The sequence below is a fragment of the Streptomyces sp. DH37 genome, assembly GCF_029813835.1.
GTDB lineage: Bacteria > Actinomycetota > Actinomycetes > Streptomycetales > Streptomycetaceae > Streptomyces.
This window is the reverse complement of the sequence record NZ_JARVKV010000016.1, coordinates 18,207-35,005: the sequence shown is the minus strand read 5'-3', so window position 1 is coordinate 35,005 and position 16,799 is coordinate 18,207. Positions and strand designations below refer to the sequence as shown.

Sequence of the window (16,799 nt, the reverse complement as noted above, 5' to 3'; positions counted from 1 at the left end):
CATGACCGACAACACCACTTCCCACCACACGCTGCCGAGCCTGCGGCAGGCGGTGCGCGGGGTCGCGCGCGCCCACCGGCTGCCGGTCGAGACCAGGGCCCGTCTGGTGATGTCCGCGGTGGACCTGGCGCGCACCGAGATCGCGGCGGGGCGGCCGGTCCGGCTGGAGACGTCCGCCGAACCGTCCTCCGGCGGGTCGGCGGGGCAGCTCGTCGTCACCCTCAGCACCCTCAGCGATCTGACGGCCGACCGCGAGGGCATCGCCGACCTGCCGCTCCCCGCCCAGTTCACCACCGGCGGCTCGGTCACCTGGCGGATGCCGCTGTCGGGGCGGCGCGGCGGCGGGGGCCCCGTCGTACCCGCCCAGAACGGCAGCGGGCAGGCGGCCGGGAGCGGCTGCCCGTCGTCGGAGATCCACGCGGTGGAACAGGAGCTGAGGGCGGCGCTGGCCCGCATCGACGCCCTCACCGCCGAGCACCGGCGGCTCAAGCACGAACTCGCCGAGACCAACCGGGGCACCCTCGCCCTCTACGTCCAGCTCGAGGAGCGCGACGAGCAGCTGCGCAAGGCCCACGGCCAGACCCTGCGCGAACTGGAGGACGCGCTGCGGCCCCCGCCGATCGCGGTGGACGGCCTGGAGATGGCCGTCCACTACGCGCCGGCCGGCACCGACGCCCCCACCGGCGGAGACCTGTACGACTGGCTCCAGCTGCCCGACGGCACCGTCCACATCACCGTCGTCGACGCGCTCGGCCACGGCGTGACCAGCACCCGAGGCGCCCTCAACGTCACCCACGCGGTGCGGACCCTGGCCCTGGAGGGGCACCCGCTGGAGTCGATCATCGCCCGGACGGCCGAGATCCTGATGCCCTTCGACAGCGAGCTGATGTCCACCGTGCTGCTCGCCCGGATCAACCCGGCCACCGGCGACCTGTTCCTGGCCAACGGCAGCCACCCGCCGGCGCTGCTGCTGCCGGCCGGGGGCGAGCCCGAGTACCTGGAGGTGCGCGGCCGCGGCATCGGCTACCCGCTGCCGGGCAGCGAGCGCCTGCTGCACACCCGGATGGAGCCCGGGGACCTGCTCGTCCTCTACACCGACGGCCTCACCGAGAGCCGCAGGGACCCGCGCGAGGGCGAGGAGCGGCTGGCCGAGACGGTCCGCCGCCATGCGGACAGGCCCATCGAGGAGGTCCCCGGCGCCGTCGCCGAGGACATGCACACGGTCATCCTGCACCCCGACGACACACTGGCCCTGGCCGTACGCGTCCCGCCCGCCTGAGGCGGGCGGGACGCGTACGGCCTCGCCACCGCGCGGCGCGCGCGGCCCGGGGCTCTCAGCCCCCCAGCTCCGCGACCACGGTCTGCAGCCGGGACGCCAGGGTCTCCAGCTCCTGGTCGGAGGGGTCGGCGGAGCCGAGCCGGGCGGTGAGGTCGTCGCGGGAGACGACCTCCACGGCTCCGCGGTAGCGGTCCGTGCCCGCCTCGGCGGCGGACACGACCCGCGGCCGGCCCTCCAGCAGGACCAGCCGGGGGTCGGGGTCGGGGGAGCGGAGCAGCTCCCGTACGTGCTGGGCCGTGATCGTGCTCGTGCTCGGCACCTGGTGGGCCTTCCTTTCGGTGTTCCCCTCCGGAGCCGGCTCCGGAGGCGGGGGTATCAGGGACGTCGGGTGTGTCGGGTGTGTCAGGGTCGGGACGGGTCCGCCGGGCCGGCCTCGACCGGGCCGTCGGCGTCGACGGTCACCCGCTCCCCCCGGGGGCAGTGCAGCACGCCGGAGGGGAAGCCCGGCCGCTCCGCCTCCCGGAGGAAGTCCGACAGGGGGGACTTCATGACGGTGTAGTCGTCGTAGTGCACCGGCAGCACGCGGCGCGGCCGCAGCACGGAGACGAGGTCGGCCCCCTGGAGCGCGTCCATGGTCACCAGCAGCCCTCCGGGGAGCCGGGTGCCGCCCAGATGGACCACGGCCAGGTGGATGTCCGGGCACAGGCGCGCGATCTCGTGGATCCCCGGGAACATCAGGGTGTCGCCGGAGACGTACAGCCGCAGCCGCACGGCCCCTCCCGCGTCGCCGAACTCCAGCAGGCTGCCCATCACCGGGGGCAGCAGGAAGTCCACCGCCCCCGGGCCGTGGCGGCCGGGCAGGGCCGTGATCCGCACCTGGCTGCCGCCGCGCACCAGGACGTGGTCGTGCCAGGTGGGCAACCCCGTGGCACGGCTGAACCCGTGCAGCCCCTGCAGCCGCCGCGAGGCGTGCGGGGTGGTGACGATCGGCAGCGAGCGGGGCAGGTTGCGGCGGGCGACCCGGTCCCAGTGGTCGCCGTGCAGATGGGACAGGACCACCGCGTCCAGGTCCCGCGGGAGGTCCTCCACCCGCAGGGCCGGGTCCTTCAGCCGCCGGGACAGCAGCCCCTTGCCCAGGTAGGCGTGCTGACCGCGGTGGAGGAAGTTGGGATCGGTCAGCAGCGTCAGCTCGCCGTAGCGGATGAGGAGGGTGGCGTTGCCGACGAAGAGGAGCTCGGCGGCTCCCGCGGGCGGCGCGGGCGGCATGGTGGGACCTCCTCGTCTCATCCCTCCCGGCTCCTCCGGGCGGTCGGTGGCCGGCCGCGGCGGGGGCGGCCGGCGGAACGGTCGGCGGGACGGCCCGGGGCCGTCCCGCCGCGGCGGGCTCGCGGGTCAGGCCCTGACGGCACGGCGGCCCAGGATCACGCCGAGCGCGATCATGCCCACGCCCAGCACGAAGTGGAGCCAGTCGTCGGCCGTGTTCAGGGGCACGAAGTTCGCGCCGCTGTCCTTGTCGATGATCAGCCCGTAGAGCCAGAGCACCAGGTAGACGGCGCCTCCGCCGATCAGGTAGGTCTTGGCCCCGGCGGCGCTGCGGGCCATCGCCAGTCCGACGACGCCGAAGGCGAGGTGGACCAGGTTGTGCAGGATCGACACCTTGAAGACACCGAGCAGCATGGCGCCCGATTCGTGTCCGGCGAACTCCATGTCGCCGTAGTCCGTGGTGATGCCGGGGATGAACCCCAGGATCCCCACCAGCAGGAATACCGCGGACACCACCTTGGCGGCGGTGATCACGGGCGCCCGGTGCGCCGTTCCCGCGGTCCTCGGACCTGTGCTGGCCATCGTCATCATCTCCACTACGGATCGGATACCGGCCGGTACGAAGTACCCCCGCCCCCCGGAGGGAAACGGCACGGTGTGACGCCTCTTCAGCCGCGGCCCTCCCGGGACCCCTCGTACGCCGCGGGCCGCACCGCCGCGAACGCCGTGCCCGGCGCCAGGTCCGGCAGGCTGTGGCGGTGGACGTCGAAGCCCGGGGTGGAGCGGGACGGCTCGCGCAGCGGCGAGCGGACGGTGAGCACCGCGAAGGTCCGCCACCGGCCCAGCGGCTCGGCCGCCCGCAGGTCGAACACCAGCGGCCCCTCCTCGAGCGCCCGCCGCAGGGCGGGCGGGCTGCCGTGGACCGGGCGCAGCCGCCGGCGCGGGAAGGCGGCCAGCACCATGTCGCGCCCGCCGACGCGGTAGGTCAGCAGACTGCTGTACGGGCCGCCCAGCGCGTCGCCGCGCGGCAGGGGCAGCCGGCGGAGCACCGGGGGGCGGGCGCTGCTGGTCATCAGCAGGTCCACGGGCCGTCCCGGCCCGCCCGCGTCCAGTGCCCGGACGGCGAGCCCGAGCCAGTCGGGCAGCGGCCGGGGCAGACCGGCGCCCCGCGACAGCCGCACCTCGCACGCGTACCGGCCGAGCCCGTCCAGCCAGGGGACGCCCCAGGGCGCCCCGGAGAGACCGGGCATCACCATCTCGCCGGCGCAGGTCAGCCCGTCGGGATGGAAGGCGGGGGCGTGGCGCAGCCGGGCGAGCCGCCGGAAGCCCGCCCGGGTGGCGCGCACGCGCAGGGGCACAGGTCCGGACATCCGCTTCTCCCTCGTCCTCGTCGGGCTCCCGGTGCGTTCCGGGCGATTCGCCCCGGCTCACAGTTGCCGCACGGCCCGCGCCGAAACCCGCGCACGCCGCCCCGTGGTGGCGCTCCGGTGCGCACCGGCACACTCCGACACGGCTCCATCGCCTTACCACTCGGTCAGGAAAGGGCTCATACTGGGCGGGCCGGGGGGCGGCACGGGCGAGAGAGGGGGGCGGCAGCGCGCGATGAGGGAGAGCACACTGATCCAGGGCCGGTACCGGCTGCTGGACCTCGCCGGACGCGGCGGCATGGGGCAGGTGTGGCGGGCGCACGACGAGTCGCTGGACCGCGAGGTCGCCGTCAAGTGCCTCAAGCCGCTGGGCGGGCAGACCGATCCGCACGGCGTGCGGGCGCTGCGCGAGCGCTTCCGCCGCGAGGCCCGCGTCGCCGCCTCGCTCCAGCACCGCGGGGTGACCGTCGTCCACGACTTCGGCGAGCACGACGGGGTGCTCTACCTGGTGATGGAGCTGCTGAGCGGGCACAACCTCAGCCAGCTCCTGGAGCTGGGCGGCCGGCGGCCGCTGCCCGTGCCCGACCTCTTCGAGATCGCCGAGCAGGTCGCCGCCGCCCTCGCCTACACCCACGACCAGGGCATCGTGCACCGCGACCTCAAGCCGGCCAACGTGATGCGCACCGCCGACGGCACGGTGAAGATCTGCGACTTCGGCATCGCCCGGCTCGGCCACGACATCGGCTTCACCGCCAAGCTCAGCGGCAGCGGCGTCGCCATGGGCACCCCGCACTACATGTCGCCCGAGCAGATAGCCGGGGCCCACCTCGACCACCGCAGCGACCTGTACTCGCTCGGCTGCGTGCTGTACGAGATCGCCACCGGCGCCCCGCCCTTCGACCTCGAGGACACCTGGGGCATCCTCGTCGGCCACCGCGAGACCGCGCCGCGCCCGCCGCGCGACATCCGTCCCGACCTGCCCGTGGAACTGGAGCGGATCATCCTCGACCTGCTCGCCAAGGACCCGGACGAGCGCCCCGAGGACGCCGCCGAACTCGGCCGCCGTACCGCGGCGGCCCGCCGCGCCGGGAGCCCGGACGGGCGGCCGGCCCCGCTCCGGCCGCCCCGGTCCGCCCACCGGCTCCCGGCGTGGACCCACGGCATGAGCACCGGCGCCAAGGCCGCCGGCTGGTCGCCGCACCCGGGCTCCCCCGCGTCCCCCGGCCTCCCCGGAGCCCTCAGCGGCCCGTGGACCGGGCCCGCCGGGGCAGTCGGGGCGGCCGGCCGGACCGTACCGGCGGGGCCGGTCCACGCCGACCGGGGCGTCCTGGACCCGCCCGGCGGCAAGCACCCCGCATCCGACCTGCTGGCGGTGTTCGCCAACCGGCACAGCGCCGGACTGAGCCTGGGCCGGCTGGGCCGCTGGGACGAGGCGGGGCGGGCGCACCGCGCGGTCGCCGTCGAACGCGAGCGGGTGCTGGGTCCGGAGCACCCCGACACCCTGGCCAGCCGCCACGAGGTCGCCCACGCGCTGGGGCGGCTGGACCGCTGGGAGGAGGCCCTGGACGAGGCCCGCGCGGTCGCCGCCGGGCGCGAGCGGGTGCTGGGTCCGGAGCACCCCGACACCCTGGCCAGCCACCGCGAGACCGCCGTCGCGCTGGGGCGGCTGGGCCGCTGGGAGGAGGCGCTGGGGCTGTGCCGCCGGGTCTCCCGCGTCAGGGCACGGGTCCTGGGCGCCGACCATCCCGACGCGCTGGCCAGCAGGAACGACGAGGCGCACTGCCTGGAGCGGCTCGGCCGCAGCGCCGAGGCCGCCGAGCTGTACCGCCGGGTGGCGGCCCCGGGCGGTCCGGGCGAGGAGCACGGCGCCTGACGACCGCGACCGCAGGCCCGGGGGCCGCGGACCGGTCAGCCGGTGAGGGCCGCCACGGCCTCCTCGACGGTGTCGTGGAAGGTGAAGATCTGATCCAGTCCGACGATGCCGAAGACGCGCATGATGTCGTCGTCGAGACCGGCGAGCGCCAGCCGGCCGCCCGTGGCCTGGGTGAGGTGGTAGGCCGTGATCAGGACGGTGATGCCGCTGGAGTCGCAGTAGACCAGCCCGGACAGGTCGATGACGAGCGCGGTCCCGTCCGTGCGGGGCAGCTCGTTCAGCACCTCGCGCATGCGGTCGGCGGTGTGGTGGTCCAGTTCCCCGGACACCTCCAGCAGGCAGGGGCCCGCGGGGTGGAGGCGGAGCGTGACGGTCAGATCTCGGTCGGACACCCGTTCTCCTGTACGCGCTGGTCGATCCGGTCGTTCCCGGGCGCGGCCGGGGGCGGGCTGCGCCGGGGACGGAGCCGAGGTGGTCCCGGTGGAGCGCGGATCCGTCGGGACGCTGATCGACTGCCCGTTCCCGGGACGGGCGAACCCCCTGGGCCGAGCGCGCCGGAGGCCGCGGCCGAACGCGTTTATCCTACGGGACCGGCCGCGACGCATCGTGGCCGTTCCGCTGGATATGCGCATCAGTGACACGCGGCGGTGAGGAGGGCGGAGACGATGGACGACACGAGCGGGGCCGAACCGCTGGACCTGCTCTTGCCTGGGCGCGGTGAGACGGCCGGCCCGACGCGCGCCTCCGACCGGAGGGGAACGGCACGGTGATCAGGGTGACCGGGCCGGAACCGGTGTTCCCCGCGGAGCGGCGGGACGGCGGTACGGACGCGCACGCCGCGGGCCGGCCGTGGGCGCGGCCTGTGGGAGTGACGGCGCCGGGGGTTGACCGGCGTGAACGAGGGGATGTCCGGTGACAGCGTCTGGGGTCGGCGTGTTCGCCGCCGATGACGAGATCGGCCGGGACCTGGCCGCGGTGGACTGGGCGGCCACCCCGCTGGGACCGCCGGCCGGCTGGCCGCAGAGCCTGCGGACGGCGGTGAGCATCCTGCTGTCCTCCCGGTTCCCGATGTGGATGGCGTGGGGGCCGCGGCTGACGTTCTTCTGCAACGCCGCTTACCGCCGGGACACGCTGGGGCGGAAGTACCCGTGGGCCCTGGGCCGGTCGGCGAACGAGGTGTGGGCGGAGATCTGGGACGACATCGGCCCCAGGATCGACACCGTGCTGACCACGGGGAAGGCGACCTGGGACGAAGCGCTGCTGCTGTTCCTGGAGAGGTCCGGGTACCCGGAGGAGACCTACCACACGTTCTCCTACAGCCCCCTGCGGGACGACGCCGGGGCGGTGGTCGGCATGCTGTGCGTGGTCAGCGAGGAGACCGAACGGGTCATCGGTGAGCGACGGATGGCGACGCTGCGGGACCTCGGCTCCGATCCCAGCGTGATCCGTACCGAGCAGGAGACGCTGGCCTTCGCCGGCCGGCAGCTCGGCCGCAACCCGCGGGACCTCCCGTTCACGCTGACCTACCTGTTCCAGGACGACGGTTCCGCCCGGTTGGCGAATGTGACCGGAATGCCCGCCGGGCACCCGGCCGCCCCGGCGACGCTGCCGGCCGGCGAGCCGGGCGGGGTGTGGCCGGCGGCGGTACTGGCCCGGGGGGAGGCGGCGCTCGTGGAGCTCGACGGCGCCCGGTTCGCCGGGCTGCCGGCCGGGGACTGGACGGAGCCGCCCACGCAGGCGCTGGTGGTGCCGCTGCTGCAGCAGGGCGACACGCCGTACGGGTTCCTGGTGGCCGCGCTGAACCGGTACCGGCCGCTGGACGACAACTACCGCGGATTCGTCGAGCTGGCCGCCGGGCACGTCGCGGCGGGGATCGCCAGTGCCCGCAGTTACCAGGCGCAGCAGCGCAGGGCCGAGGAGCTCGCCGAACTGGACCGCGCCAAGACGGCGTTCTTCTCCAACATCAGCCATGAGTTCCGCACCCCCCTGACCCTGATCATGGGCCCGCTGGAGGAGCTGCGCGGCCGGCTGGCCGGGGCGGACGAGGAGGTCCGCGAGGAGCTGGAGGTCATCCGCCGCAACGGGCTGCGCATGGGCCGGCTCGTCAACACCCTGCTGGACTTCTCCCGCATCGAGGCCGGGCGGTTGCGGGCCCGCTTCGAGCCGGTGGACCTGGCCGCCGTCACCGCGGAGCTCGCCAGCGTCTTCCGCTCGGCGGTGGACCGGGCCGGCCTGGCCTTCGAGGTGGACTGCCCCACGCTGCCCGAACCGGTCCACCTCGACCGCGACATGTGGGAGAAGGTGGTCCTCAACCTGCTGAGCAACGCGCTGAAGTTCACCTTCGAGGGCTCCATCGGGGTGAGGCTGCGCGCCGAGGAGGGGCAGGCGGTGCTGCTGGTGTCCGACACCGGCATCGGAGTGCCCGCGGAGGAACTGCCGCGCCTGTTCGAGCGGTTCCACCGCATCGAGAACGCCCGCGCGCGCTCGAACGAGGGCAGCGGCATCGGTCTGGCGCTGGTGAAGGAGCTGGTGGGCCTGCACGGCGGCACCATCACCGCCGACAGCGTCGAGGGCGAGGGGACCGTCTTCACCATCCGCCTGCCCATGGGCTCCGCCCGCCCGCCGGCCGGCCCGGCGGCCCGGGCCGCCGAGCCCTTCCCGGCGTCCACCGCCGCCGACCCCTACCTCCAGGAGGCGCTGCGCTGGCTGCCCCGCGCCGGGCGGGACACCGTGCCGGAGGAGCCGGAGGAGCCGGAGGAGCCCGCCCCGCCCGCCGCCGAGGGAGCGGAGGGCGCCCCACCGGGCCCCGGGGCGGCGCGCGCCCGGGTGCTGATCGCCGACGACAACGCCGACATGCGCGAGTACCTGCAGCGGATCCTGGCGCCGAACTACCGGGTGACGGCGGTCGCCGACGGACGGGCCGCCCTGGAGGCGGTCCGCGCCGACGCCCCGGACCTGGTCGTCAGCGACGTGATGATGCCGCGCATGGACGGTCTGGAACTGGTGGCGGCGCTGCGCGCCGACTCCCGTACCGCCGGGGTGCCGGTGCTGCTGCTGTCGGCCAGGGCCGGGCAGGAGGCGTCCATCGAGGGGCTGGAGTCCGGCGCCGACGACTACCTGGTCAAGCCCTTCTCCGCCGCGGAGCTGCTGGCGCGCGTCCGGGCGGCCGTGAAGCTGGCGCGGCTGCGCAACCACCACGCGCAGTGGCGCACCGCCCTGGTCGACTCCCTCCAGGAGGCCTTCTTCGTCTGCGACGAGGAGGGCGCCGTCGTCGAGATCAACTCCGCCTTCACCGACATCCTCGGCTACGGCCCAGAGGGGCTGCCCTACCGGCCCAAGCACCCCTGGTGGCCCGACCGGGAGACCGACCCCGAGGCCCACCACGCCATCGAGAGCGCCTTCGCCCAGATCGTGGGCCAGACCAAGGGGAACTACGTCACCCCCGTCACCCACCGCGACGGGCACCGGCTGTGGGTGTACGCCTCCTTCAACGAGGTCCGCGACCCCGACACCGGGCGGCGCATGGTGGTCGGCACCTTCCGGGACGTCACCGCCGAACGCCTCACCGCCCAGCGCGAGACGGCCCTGGCGGCGCTGAGCGTACGGCTGTCCGAGGCCGGCAGCGTGCCCGACGCCCTGCGGGCCGCCCTGGACGAACTGCGCCGGGTGTGGCGGGCCCCCCGCGCCCTGGCCGTCACCTGGGACGGGGACGGCCGGCCGCGGCCGGTCGCCGAAGCGCCCGCCGCCGCCTGGGGGGAGCCGGACGATCCGGTCCGCGGGGCCGTCGCGTCCCTGCGCGGACGCACCCCCCTGCACCCGGTGGCCACCGACGGACCGGCCGGGACCGGCATCACCCTGGAGCACCCCGGCGGCCCGCTGTCGCTCTGGGTGGAGTCCAGCCCGGAGAGGCCCTTCATCACCGAGGACCACACCCTGCTGGCCGTGCTGGGCGGCTACCTCGGACAGGCGCTGCAGCGCGTCCACGCCTTCGAGCAGCAGCGCGAGACCGCGCTCACCCTCCAGCGCGCCATCCTCGGGCCCGACCGCCTCCCGGGCGGTTTCGCCGTCCGCTACGAACCCGCCGCCCGCCCCCTGGAGGTCGGCGGGGACTGGTACGACACCGTCGAGCTGCCCGACGGCCGCATCGGCATCGTCGTCGGCGACTGCGTCGGCCGCGGCCTGGAGGCCGCCACCGTCATGGGCCAGTTGCGCAGCGCCTGCCGCGCCCTGCTGCTGCAGTTCGCCGATCCGGCCCAGGTGCTCACCGCGCTCGACCGGTTCGCCGCCCTGATCCCCGGCGCGATGTGCGCCACCGTCTTCTGCGGCGTGCTCGACCCCGCCACCGGGCGGCTGGTCTACAGCAGCGCGGGCCACCCGCCCGGGATACTCACCCACCCGGACGGCACCACCGAACTGCTCGACCAGGGCCGCTCCATCCCCCTGGCCGTGCAGCCGGACCGGCCCAGGCCCACGGGCGCCCGCACCATGCCGCCCGCCTCCGTCCTGCTGCTGTACACCGACGGCCTGGTCGAGCGCCGCAGCCGCCCGCTGCACGCGGGCATCGCCGAGGCGGCGGCCGCCGCCCGCAAGGGGCTCGACGCGAGCCTGGAGGAGCTGGCCGACGACATCCGGACCGGCCTGGAACCCGCCGGAGGCTACGACGACGACATGGCACTGCTGCTGTACCGCCACCCCAGGCCCCTGGAAGTGTCCTTCCCCGCCGACTCCGCCCAGCTCGCCCCCGTCCGCCGGACCCTGCGCGACTGGCTGGAACGGCTGGAGGTCGGCTCGCGGCTGACCCAGGCGGTCCTGGTCGCGGTGGGGGAGGCCTGTGCCAACGCGATCGAGCACGGCCACCGCCACAACCCCGGCCGCACCGTGCGCCTGACCGCCGGCGCCACCGCCCACGGCCTCCACCTGGTCGTCGCCGACACCGGGCGCTGGCGGACACCGCGGCCCGAGGCCAACGCGCACCGGGGCCGCGGCCTGATCCTGATCCACGCCCTCATGGACCAGGTCGACATCGTCACCGACGACGCCGGAACCACCGTTGAGATGCATGTGAGGATCACGCGATGACCACCCCCCTGACGCTCACCGACGAGCGGCGGCCCGACGGCACCCCGGTCCTCGTGGCCGAGGGCGAGATCGACATGAGCAACGTCGGCGACTTCCGGGCCGCGGTGGACCGCGCCGTCGACGGCGCCGGGCGGCTCGTGGTCGACCTCACCGCCGTGGACTACCTGGACAGCGCCGGGCTGGCGGCGCTGTTCGCCCACGCACCGCGCCTGGAGCTGATCGCCCCGCCGCTGCTGGACCCGGTCCTCACCGTCTCGGGCCTGGCCGACCTGGCCACCGTCCGCATCACCTGAGGGATCCCGCCGCGCCGCGGGGCTGCGCCGCCGGGGTCCTGGCCCGCCGGGGGCACACGTGTTACCAAGGGCCATGACCGACCGGAACAGCTACGACGTCGTGATCGTCGGCGGCGGCCACAACGGACTGGTCGCCGCCGCCTACCTCGCCCGCGCCGGACACGCCGTCCTGGTGCTCGAACGCCTGGACCACACCGGCGGCGCCGCCGTCTCCGCCCGCGTCTTCGCCGGGGTGGACGCCCGGCTCTCGCGCTACTCGTACCTGGTGAGCCTGCTGCCGCGCCGCATCGTGACCGACCTGGGGCTGCGTTTCGCGGTGCGCAGGCGGACCGTCTCCTCCTACACGCCCGTACGGCGCGGCGGGCGGAACACCGGGCTGCTGGTGACCGGTGACGCCGCCCGCGACCGGGAGGCCTTCGCCCGGCTCACCGGCTCGGAGCGGGAGTTCGAGTCCTGGCAGCGCTTCCAGGGCATGACGCGGCGCCTGGCCGAACGCGTCTTCCCCACCCTCACCGAACCGCTGCCCACCCGCGAGGAGCTGCGCGCCCGGATCGACGACGAGACCGCCTGGCGCACGGTGTTCGAGCGGCCGCTCGGCGAGGCGCTGGAGGAGCGCTTCGCCGACGACCTCGTCCGCGGCGTGGTGCTCACCGACGCGCTGATCGGCACCTTCGCCTCCGCCCACGACGCCTCGCTGCGCCAGAACCGGTGCTTCCTCTACCACGTGATCGGCGGCGGAACCGGCGACTGGGACGTGCCGGTGGGCGGGATGGGGGCGCTCACCGACGCCCTCGCCGACGCCGCCCGCGCCGCGGGGGCGGAGCTCGCCACCGGCCACGAGGCCGTCTCGATCGCCACCGACGGCCGCGCCGCCGAGGTCGGCTACCGCGTCCACGGCGCCGGGGGCGCCGAGGACACTCAGGGCGCCGAGGGCACCGAGGGCGCCGAGGGCACCGTCGCCGCCCGCCACGTCCTGGTGAACGCCTCGCCCCGGGAACTGGCCGCGCTGCTCGGCCAGGAGCCGCCGGCGCCGGCGGAGGGCGCCCAGCTCAAGGTCAACATGCTGCTGCGGCGGCTGCCGAGGCTGCGCGACCGCTCGGTCGACCCGCGCGAGGCGTTCGCCGGGACGTTCCACGTCGCCGAGGGCTACCGGCAGCTGGAGACCGCCTACCGGGAGGCGGCGGCCGGCCGGCCGCCCGAGGCCCCGCCCTCGGAGATCTACTGCCACTCGCTGACCGACCCCTCCGTCCTGGGGCCGGAGCTGGCCCGCACCGGCCACCAGACACTGACCCTGTTCGGACTGCACGTCCCCGCGCGGCTGTTCACCGGGGACGCCGACCGCGACGCCAGGACGCGCGAGGAACTGCTGACCGCCTCCCTCGCCCAGCTCGACGCCCACCTGGACGAGCCGATCGCCGACTGCCTGGCCCGGGACGCCGAGGGGAGGCCCTGCGTCGAGGCGAGGACGCCGCCGGACCTCGAGCGCGACCTGCGGCTGCCCGGCGGCCACATCTTCCACGGCGACCTGGCCTTCCCCCACGCCGGCGACTCCCCGCCGGACGGGACCGCGGCCGGCCGCTGGGGCGTGGGGACCGGCCACCCCAACGTGCTGCTGTGCGGGTCGGGCGCCGTCCGCGGCGGCGGGGTGAGCGGCATCGCCGGGCACAACGCGGCGATGGCGGTGCTCGGGAGGTGACGGCCCGCGGGTGACGGCCCGCCGGGTGACGGGACGCGGCCGGCCGCGCGGGCCCGCGCCGTGCCCGCCGGCGTCAGTCGGCCGAGGGCGTCCAGCCGTCGGCCGTGACGCGGCCGGCGTCCCCGCGGCGGGAGTCGTCGAACACCACGCGCCCGCCGTCCTCGATCCGGACGCCGTCGACGTACGCGCCGCGCCCCACGTAGCGGGCGTCCGTGGTGTACCGCCAGCGCAGCCGCACCGCCCGGCCGCGCCAGGCGCCCAGATCGGCCGAGGCCCGGTGCCAGACCCGCCCGGAGAAGCCGTACAGCGTCCCCTCCGGGCGGTCCACCGGGTCCTCGCCGGGGCGGGAGGTGGTGAACGGCACCGGCTCCCAGCCCGCGCCGCCGTCGCCGGACGCCTCCAGGCGCAGGACGTCCCAGGTGCGCTCGGTGTCCCACCACACCGAGAAGCGCAGCCGGGCGCCGCCGTCTTCGCCGAGCGTCACCTCGGGCAGGGCGAGGACGGCCGAGGAGCCGCTCGCCATGCCCGAGAACCAGGCCTCGCGCCCGTCGGCGGGCCGCACCGGCACGGCCCGCGCCAGATGGGTGGCGGCGGCCACGCGCGGGGCGCTGCCGGAGCGCCAGGTGCGCACCGGGTGGACGGAGTTGCCCAGCAGCACCAGGAAGGTGTCGGTGGTCGGGTCCAGCACCAGGCAGGTGCCGGTGAAGCCGGTGTGCCCGGCCGTGCGCGGGGTGGCCATGGCCCCCATGAACCAGTGCTGGTAGAGCTCGAACCCCAGGCCGTGGTCGTCGCCGGGGAAGGCGGTGTTGAAGTCGTGGAAGAGCAGGTCCACCGACTCCGGCTCCAGGATGCGGGCGTCGCCGTACGCGCCGCCGTTGAGCAGGGTGCGGCACAGCACGGCCAGGTCCCAGGCGCACGAGAAGACCCCGGCGTGGCCGGCCACCCCGCCCAGGGAGTAGGCGTTCTCGTCGTGGACCTCGCCCCACACCATGCCCCGGTCCAGGCCCGACCAGGGGCGGCGGGCGTCCTCGGTGGCGGCGATGCGCGGCCTCCAGGAGGCGGGCGGGTTGTAGCGGGTCCACCGCATGCCCAGCGGCCCGGTGACGTCCTCGTGCAGCAGGGCGTCCAGCGTCCTGCCCGTGACCCTCTCCAGCACGAGCTGGAGGGTGATCAGGTTCAGGTCGGAGTAGCGGTAGGAGGTGCCCGGCGGGTCCAGGGGCTTCTCGCGCCACAGCCGCCGCAGCCGGTCCTCCCGCGTGGGCTCGGCGTACAGCGGGATCCAGGCGGCCAGCCCGGAGGTGTGGGTGAGCAGGTGCAGCAGGGTGATGCCCTCCTTGCCCGCCGCGCCGAACTCCGGCAGGTACGAGGAGACCGTCCCCTCCAGCTCCAGGGCGCCGCGCTCGATCTGCCGCACGGCCAGGATCGCGGTGAACAGCTTGGAGACGGAGGCGAGGTCGTAGACCGTCTCCGGGGTGGCGGGGATCCGCCGGTCGGCGGGGAGTTCGACGCCGGTGCCGGTGGTCTCGTCGTAGGCCGAGTAGCGCACCGCGTGGCCGACGGCCTCGTGGAGGGCGACGGTGCGGCCGCGCCCGGCCAGCAGCACCGCGCCCGCGTACCAGGGGTGTTCGGGGGAGGGGTCGAGGAAGGTCCTCGCGTCCTCCACCAGCCGCCGCAGGTGCGGTTCCAGCAGCCCGGCCCGCCGCGCGGAGCCGCGGCGCAGGACGGGCGCGCGGCCGGCGGAGGCGGAGGAGTGCGCGCTCCGCGCGCGGGCCGCCGCGGCGGGCGCCGAGGCCAGCACCAGGCCGCCGCCGAGCGCGAGCGCCCGCAGACCGAGCTGGCGCCGGCCGATGTCCCGGCCCACCGCCGGGTTGGATGCCGGGCCGGATGCCGGGCCGGATGCCGAGCCCGGTGCGGAACCCCGTGCGGAACCCGTCATGCCGCGACCCCCTCGGGAAAGTATCTTTCAGCGGATCAGGAAAACGCCGAAACTCTCTTCCCGAGCCTCCCACCTGTCAACCCCCGCGGCACGGGGAACGAGGGCCCCGGGGCCGGCCGCGGGCCTACCGGAGCACCACGCAGCCGCGCCGCTCCAGCTCCTCCAGCAGCTCCGGCGCGACCGCCGCCCCGTTCCAGCGCAGGTCCAGCTTCTCCAGCGCGGGCAGCTCCCGTCCCAGCCAGCGGGGCACCGCGCGCAGCCGGTTGGCCCGCAGATCCAGGCGGCGCAGCCGCGGCAGCCCGCGCAGCGCCCCGGGCACCTCCTCCAGGGCGTTCTCGCGCAGCTCCACCTCGCGCAGTTCCCGAAGCCCGGAGACGGCGGCGGGCAGCGAGGTCAGGGCGTTGCCCCGCAGCCACAGCTCCCGCAGCGCGGTGAGCCGCCCGAGTGACGCGGGCAGCTCCCGCAGCCCGCACCGCTGGGCCCGCAGCTCCACCAGCCCGGCCAGGCCGCCGATCTCCTCCGGCAGCGCGCCCAGCGGGTTCTCGCCGACGTTCAGGTACGCCAGCCGGCGCAGCCGTCCCAGCGAGCGCGGCAGCGCGGTGAGCCGGTTGTCGTGGACGTACAGGCAGCCGTCCAGGCCCGTCAGCTCCCCGATCTCCTCGGGGAGGGCGGTGAGCGCGTTGTGGCCGAGGTCGAGGGTGCGCAGGAGCCGCAGCCGGCCGATCTCCGGCGGGAGCGAGGCGAGCGCGTTGTCCGCGAGGATCAGCACGCGCAGCTCCCGGCGCTCCCACACCTGTCCGGGGACGCGGGCGAGACCGGCCCGCCACAGGTTCACCGTCGGTTCGCCGCCGTCCGTCCCCTCCGCCACAGCCGCACCGTACCCGTGCCCCGGTCCGCGTACTCCCTCCCGCCCGGAGCCGTCAGCCGGGCTCGGGCGCGGCCGGCGGACCGGTCCACGGCCGCCGGCGTCCGCCGCTGACGGCGGCGACCCCGGCGTCGTCGTAGCGGCGGCTCTCCAGGGACCAGTCGAGGTTGCCCCGCATCACGTTGCGCATGCCGTCGACGTAGTCCTCCACGTGCGCCCGCGTCTCCTGCGGCACGCCGGCGGCCTCCAGCAGGCCGGGCAGGCGCTCGGCGTGCTCCCGGAAGCGGGCGACCCGTCCGTTGGCGGCGGCGCAGACCTCCCGCACGCAGTCCCGGAGCGGGCGGCCGGTGCCGCGGTGGAGGAGGACGACGGTGTTGTTGACGTCGCCGACGGCCAGCTCCTTGTCCAGCGAGACGACGTCGTTGACGAAGATCGCCACGTCGTCGGTGATCCGCCGCATCTCCGCCAGCGGGGAGCCGCCGTGCAGTTCGGGCGGCACGGTGTAGCGGCCGCAGCGCTCGGCCAGGTCCAGGCAGGGCTGGATGCCGATGGTGTGCCGCCTGGTCGCCAGGAACTCCTCCACCGAGGGCAGTTCGCCCCCGGAGCGGTTGAGCGCCTCCCGGTGGTGGGCGAGCAGGTAGCCGTGCCAGTGCTCCCGGAAGCGCCTGCGCCACACCGGCGGCATCCCGTCGTTGACCCGGTGCCACAGATCGCGGAAGCTCTCGACCAGCGGACCGGCGGGCGCGTCCGCCGGCGGCTCCCCCTCGTCCTCGTCCATGACGCGGGCCAGGGAGTCCACGAGGCGGGCGACGGCCTCCGGCCGCTGCCCCAGCGGTCCGTCGAACTGGTCGTCGAAGACGAAGAACCAGCCGTTGACGTCGGTGGCCAGCATCAGGTCCTCGCCCGTGGCCCGGGGGTAGAAGCGGGCCATCGCCCGCTCCAGCCGCAGGGCGTCGTACTCCTCGAACGCGGCCTCCCCGGTGAGCATCCCGAAGGCGTGGAGCCACTGGAGGGTGTGCAGCCTGGCCTTCTCGGCGTCGGGGCTGACGGCGCTGCGGAAAGGTATCTCCAGGAGGGCCGCGCGGCGCACCAGCCCCTCCCGCCCGACGGTGTCCCCTCCGGTACGGGCCTCTGTCATGGGCATGGCG

13 protein-coding genes are annotated in these 16,799 nt (G+C 75.5%); 5 read left to right on the top strand and 8 right to left on the bottom strand.

The annotated features are described in order from the left end of the window. Position 1: 1 nt before the first annotated feature. The gene (locus QC029_RS11210; RefSeq protein WP_279555404.1) at positions 2–1,279 is read left to right on the top strand and encodes a PP2C family protein-serine/threonine phosphatase; all 1,278 of its coding nucleotides are present in this window, start codon (positions 2–4) and stop codon (positions 1,277–1,279) included. A gap of 55 nt (positions 1,280–1,334) precedes the next feature. Here the strand turns inward: QC029_RS11210 and QC029_RS11205 are convergent, their stop codons facing one another. The 4 genes from QC029_RS11205 to QC029_RS11190 all read right to left on the bottom strand — a co-directional run bounded on the left by QC029_RS11205 (position 1,335) and on the right by QC029_RS11190 (position 3,912). After that, positions 1,335–1,598, bottom strand: coding sequence for a hypothetical protein (locus QC029_RS11205; RefSeq protein WP_279555403.1), 264 nt, complete (start codon positions 1,596–1,598; stop codon positions 1,335–1,337). A gap of 83 nt (positions 1,599–1,681) precedes the next feature. Next, positions 1,682–2,545 (bottom strand): MBL fold metallo-hydrolase, encoded by an 864-nt coding sequence (locus QC029_RS11200; protein ID WP_279555486.1) that lies wholly within the window; start codon positions 2,543–2,545, stop codon positions 1,682–1,684. Positions 2,546–2,671: 126 nt separating this feature from the next. Next, on the bottom strand, positions 2,672–3,124 hold the full coding sequence (locus QC029_RS11195; protein ID WP_279555402.1) for a DUF4383 domain-containing protein: 453 nt from the start codon (positions 3,122–3,124) through the stop codon (positions 2,672–2,674). Between the two features lie 86 nt (positions 3,125–3,210). Next, a complete protein-coding gene (locus QC029_RS11190; protein ID WP_279555401.1) occupies positions 3,211–3,912 on the bottom strand; it encodes a phosphodiesterase in 702 nt (233 codons plus the stop codon). 232 nt (positions 3,913–4,144) lie between these two features. On the opposite strand from QC029_RS11190, the gene QC029_RS11185 reads away from it, so the two are divergent. After that, on the top strand, positions 4,145–5,782 hold the full coding sequence (locus QC029_RS11185; RefSeq protein ID WP_336621577.1) for a protein kinase: 1,638 nt from the start codon (positions 4,145–4,147) through the stop codon (positions 5,780–5,782). A gap of 35 nt (positions 5,783–5,817) precedes the next feature. On the opposite strand, the gene QC029_RS11180 is transcribed toward QC029_RS11185, so the two are convergent. Beyond that, entirely contained in the window at positions 5,818–6,174 is a 357-nt protein-coding gene (locus QC029_RS11180) for an STAS domain-containing protein (RefSeq protein ID WP_279555400.1), read from the bottom strand. Positions 6,175–6,694: 520 nt separating this feature from the next. Between QC029_RS11180 and QC029_RS11175 the strand changes: the two genes are divergently transcribed. From QC029_RS11175 to QC029_RS11165, 3 genes are all read left to right on the top strand, one after another. Then, positions 6,695–10,861, top strand: a complete 4,167-nt coding sequence (locus QC029_RS11175; protein ID WP_279555399.1) for a SpoIIE family protein phosphatase — start codon at positions 6,695–6,697, stop codon at positions 10,859–10,861. Continuing rightward, positions 10,858–11,154, top strand: a complete 297-nt coding sequence (locus QC029_RS11170) for an STAS domain-containing protein (protein ID WP_279555398.1) — start codon at positions 10,858–10,860, stop codon at positions 11,152–11,154. The genes QC029_RS11175 and QC029_RS11170 overlap by 4 nt, the downstream gene beginning before the upstream one ends. 73 nt (positions 11,155–11,227) lie before the next feature. After that, positions 11,228–12,850 (top strand): NAD(P)/FAD-dependent oxidoreductase, encoded by a 1,623-nt coding sequence (locus QC029_RS11165; RefSeq protein WP_279555397.1) that lies wholly within the window; start codon positions 11,228–11,230, stop codon positions 12,848–12,850. Between the two features lie 73 nt (positions 12,851–12,923). Here the strand turns inward: QC029_RS11165 and QC029_RS11160 are convergent, their stop codons facing one another. The 3 genes from QC029_RS11160 to QC029_RS11150 all read right to left on the bottom strand — a co-directional run bounded on the left by QC029_RS11160 (position 12,924) and on the right by QC029_RS11150 (position 16,795). Further along, positions 12,924–14,786 carry a serine hydrolase gene (locus QC029_RS11160; RefSeq protein ID WP_279555396.1) on the bottom strand — a complete coding sequence of 621 codons (1,863 nt, stop codon included), beginning with the start codon at positions 14,784–14,786 and terminating at the stop codon, positions 12,924–12,926. A 124-nt stretch (positions 14,787–14,910) separates the two neighbouring features. Next, the gene (locus tag QC029_RS11155; RefSeq protein ID WP_279555484.1) at positions 14,911–15,621 is read right to left on the bottom strand and encodes a leucine-rich repeat domain-containing protein; all 711 of its coding nucleotides are present in this window, start codon (positions 15,619–15,621) and stop codon (positions 14,911–14,913) included. An 85-nt stretch (positions 15,622–15,706) separates the two neighbouring features. Beyond that, on the bottom strand, positions 15,707–16,795 hold the full coding sequence (locus tag QC029_RS11150) for an isoafricanol synthase (protein ID WP_279555395.1): 1,089 nt from the start codon (positions 16,793–16,795) through the stop codon (positions 15,707–15,709). Between the last annotated feature and the right edge of the window lie 4 nt (positions 16,796–16,799).

Excerpts from the sequence above, each read along its gene's own strand:
- QC029_RS11210 (WP_279555404.1), top strand. The coding sequence starts at position 2 with ATGACCGACAACACCACTTCCCACCACACGCTGCCGAGCCTGCGGCAG.
- QC029_RS11200 (WP_279555486.1), bottom strand. The coding sequence starts at position 2,545 with ATGCCGCCCGCGCCGCCCGCGGGAGCCGCCGAGCTCCTCTTCGTCGGC.
- QC029_RS11195 (WP_279555402.1), bottom strand. The coding sequence starts at position 3,124 with ATGGCCAGCACAGGTCCGAGGACCGCGGGAACGGCGCACCGGGCGCCC.
- QC029_RS11190 (WP_279555401.1), bottom strand. The coding sequence starts at position 3,912 with ATGTCCGGACCTGTGCCCCTGCGCGTGCGCGCCACCCGGGCGGGCTTC.
- QC029_RS11185 (WP_336621577.1), top strand. The coding sequence starts at position 4,145 with ATGAGGGAGAGCACACTGATCCAGGGCCGGTACCGGCTGCTGGACCTC.
- QC029_RS11170 (WP_279555398.1), top strand. The coding sequence starts at position 10,858 with ATGACCACCCCCCTGACGCTCACCGACGAGCGGCGGCCCGACGGCACC.
- QC029_RS11165 (WP_279555397.1), top strand. The coding sequence starts at position 11,228 with ATGACCGACCGGAACAGCTACGACGTCGTGATCGTCGGCGGCGGCCAC.
- QC029_RS11160 (WP_279555396.1), bottom strand. The coding sequence starts at position 14,786 with ATGACGGGTTCCGCACGGGGTTCCGCACCGGGCTCGGCATCCGGCCCG.
- QC029_RS11150 (WP_279555395.1), bottom strand. The coding sequence starts at position 16,795 with ATGCCCATGACAGAGGCCCGTACCGGAGGGGACACCGTCGGGCGGGAG.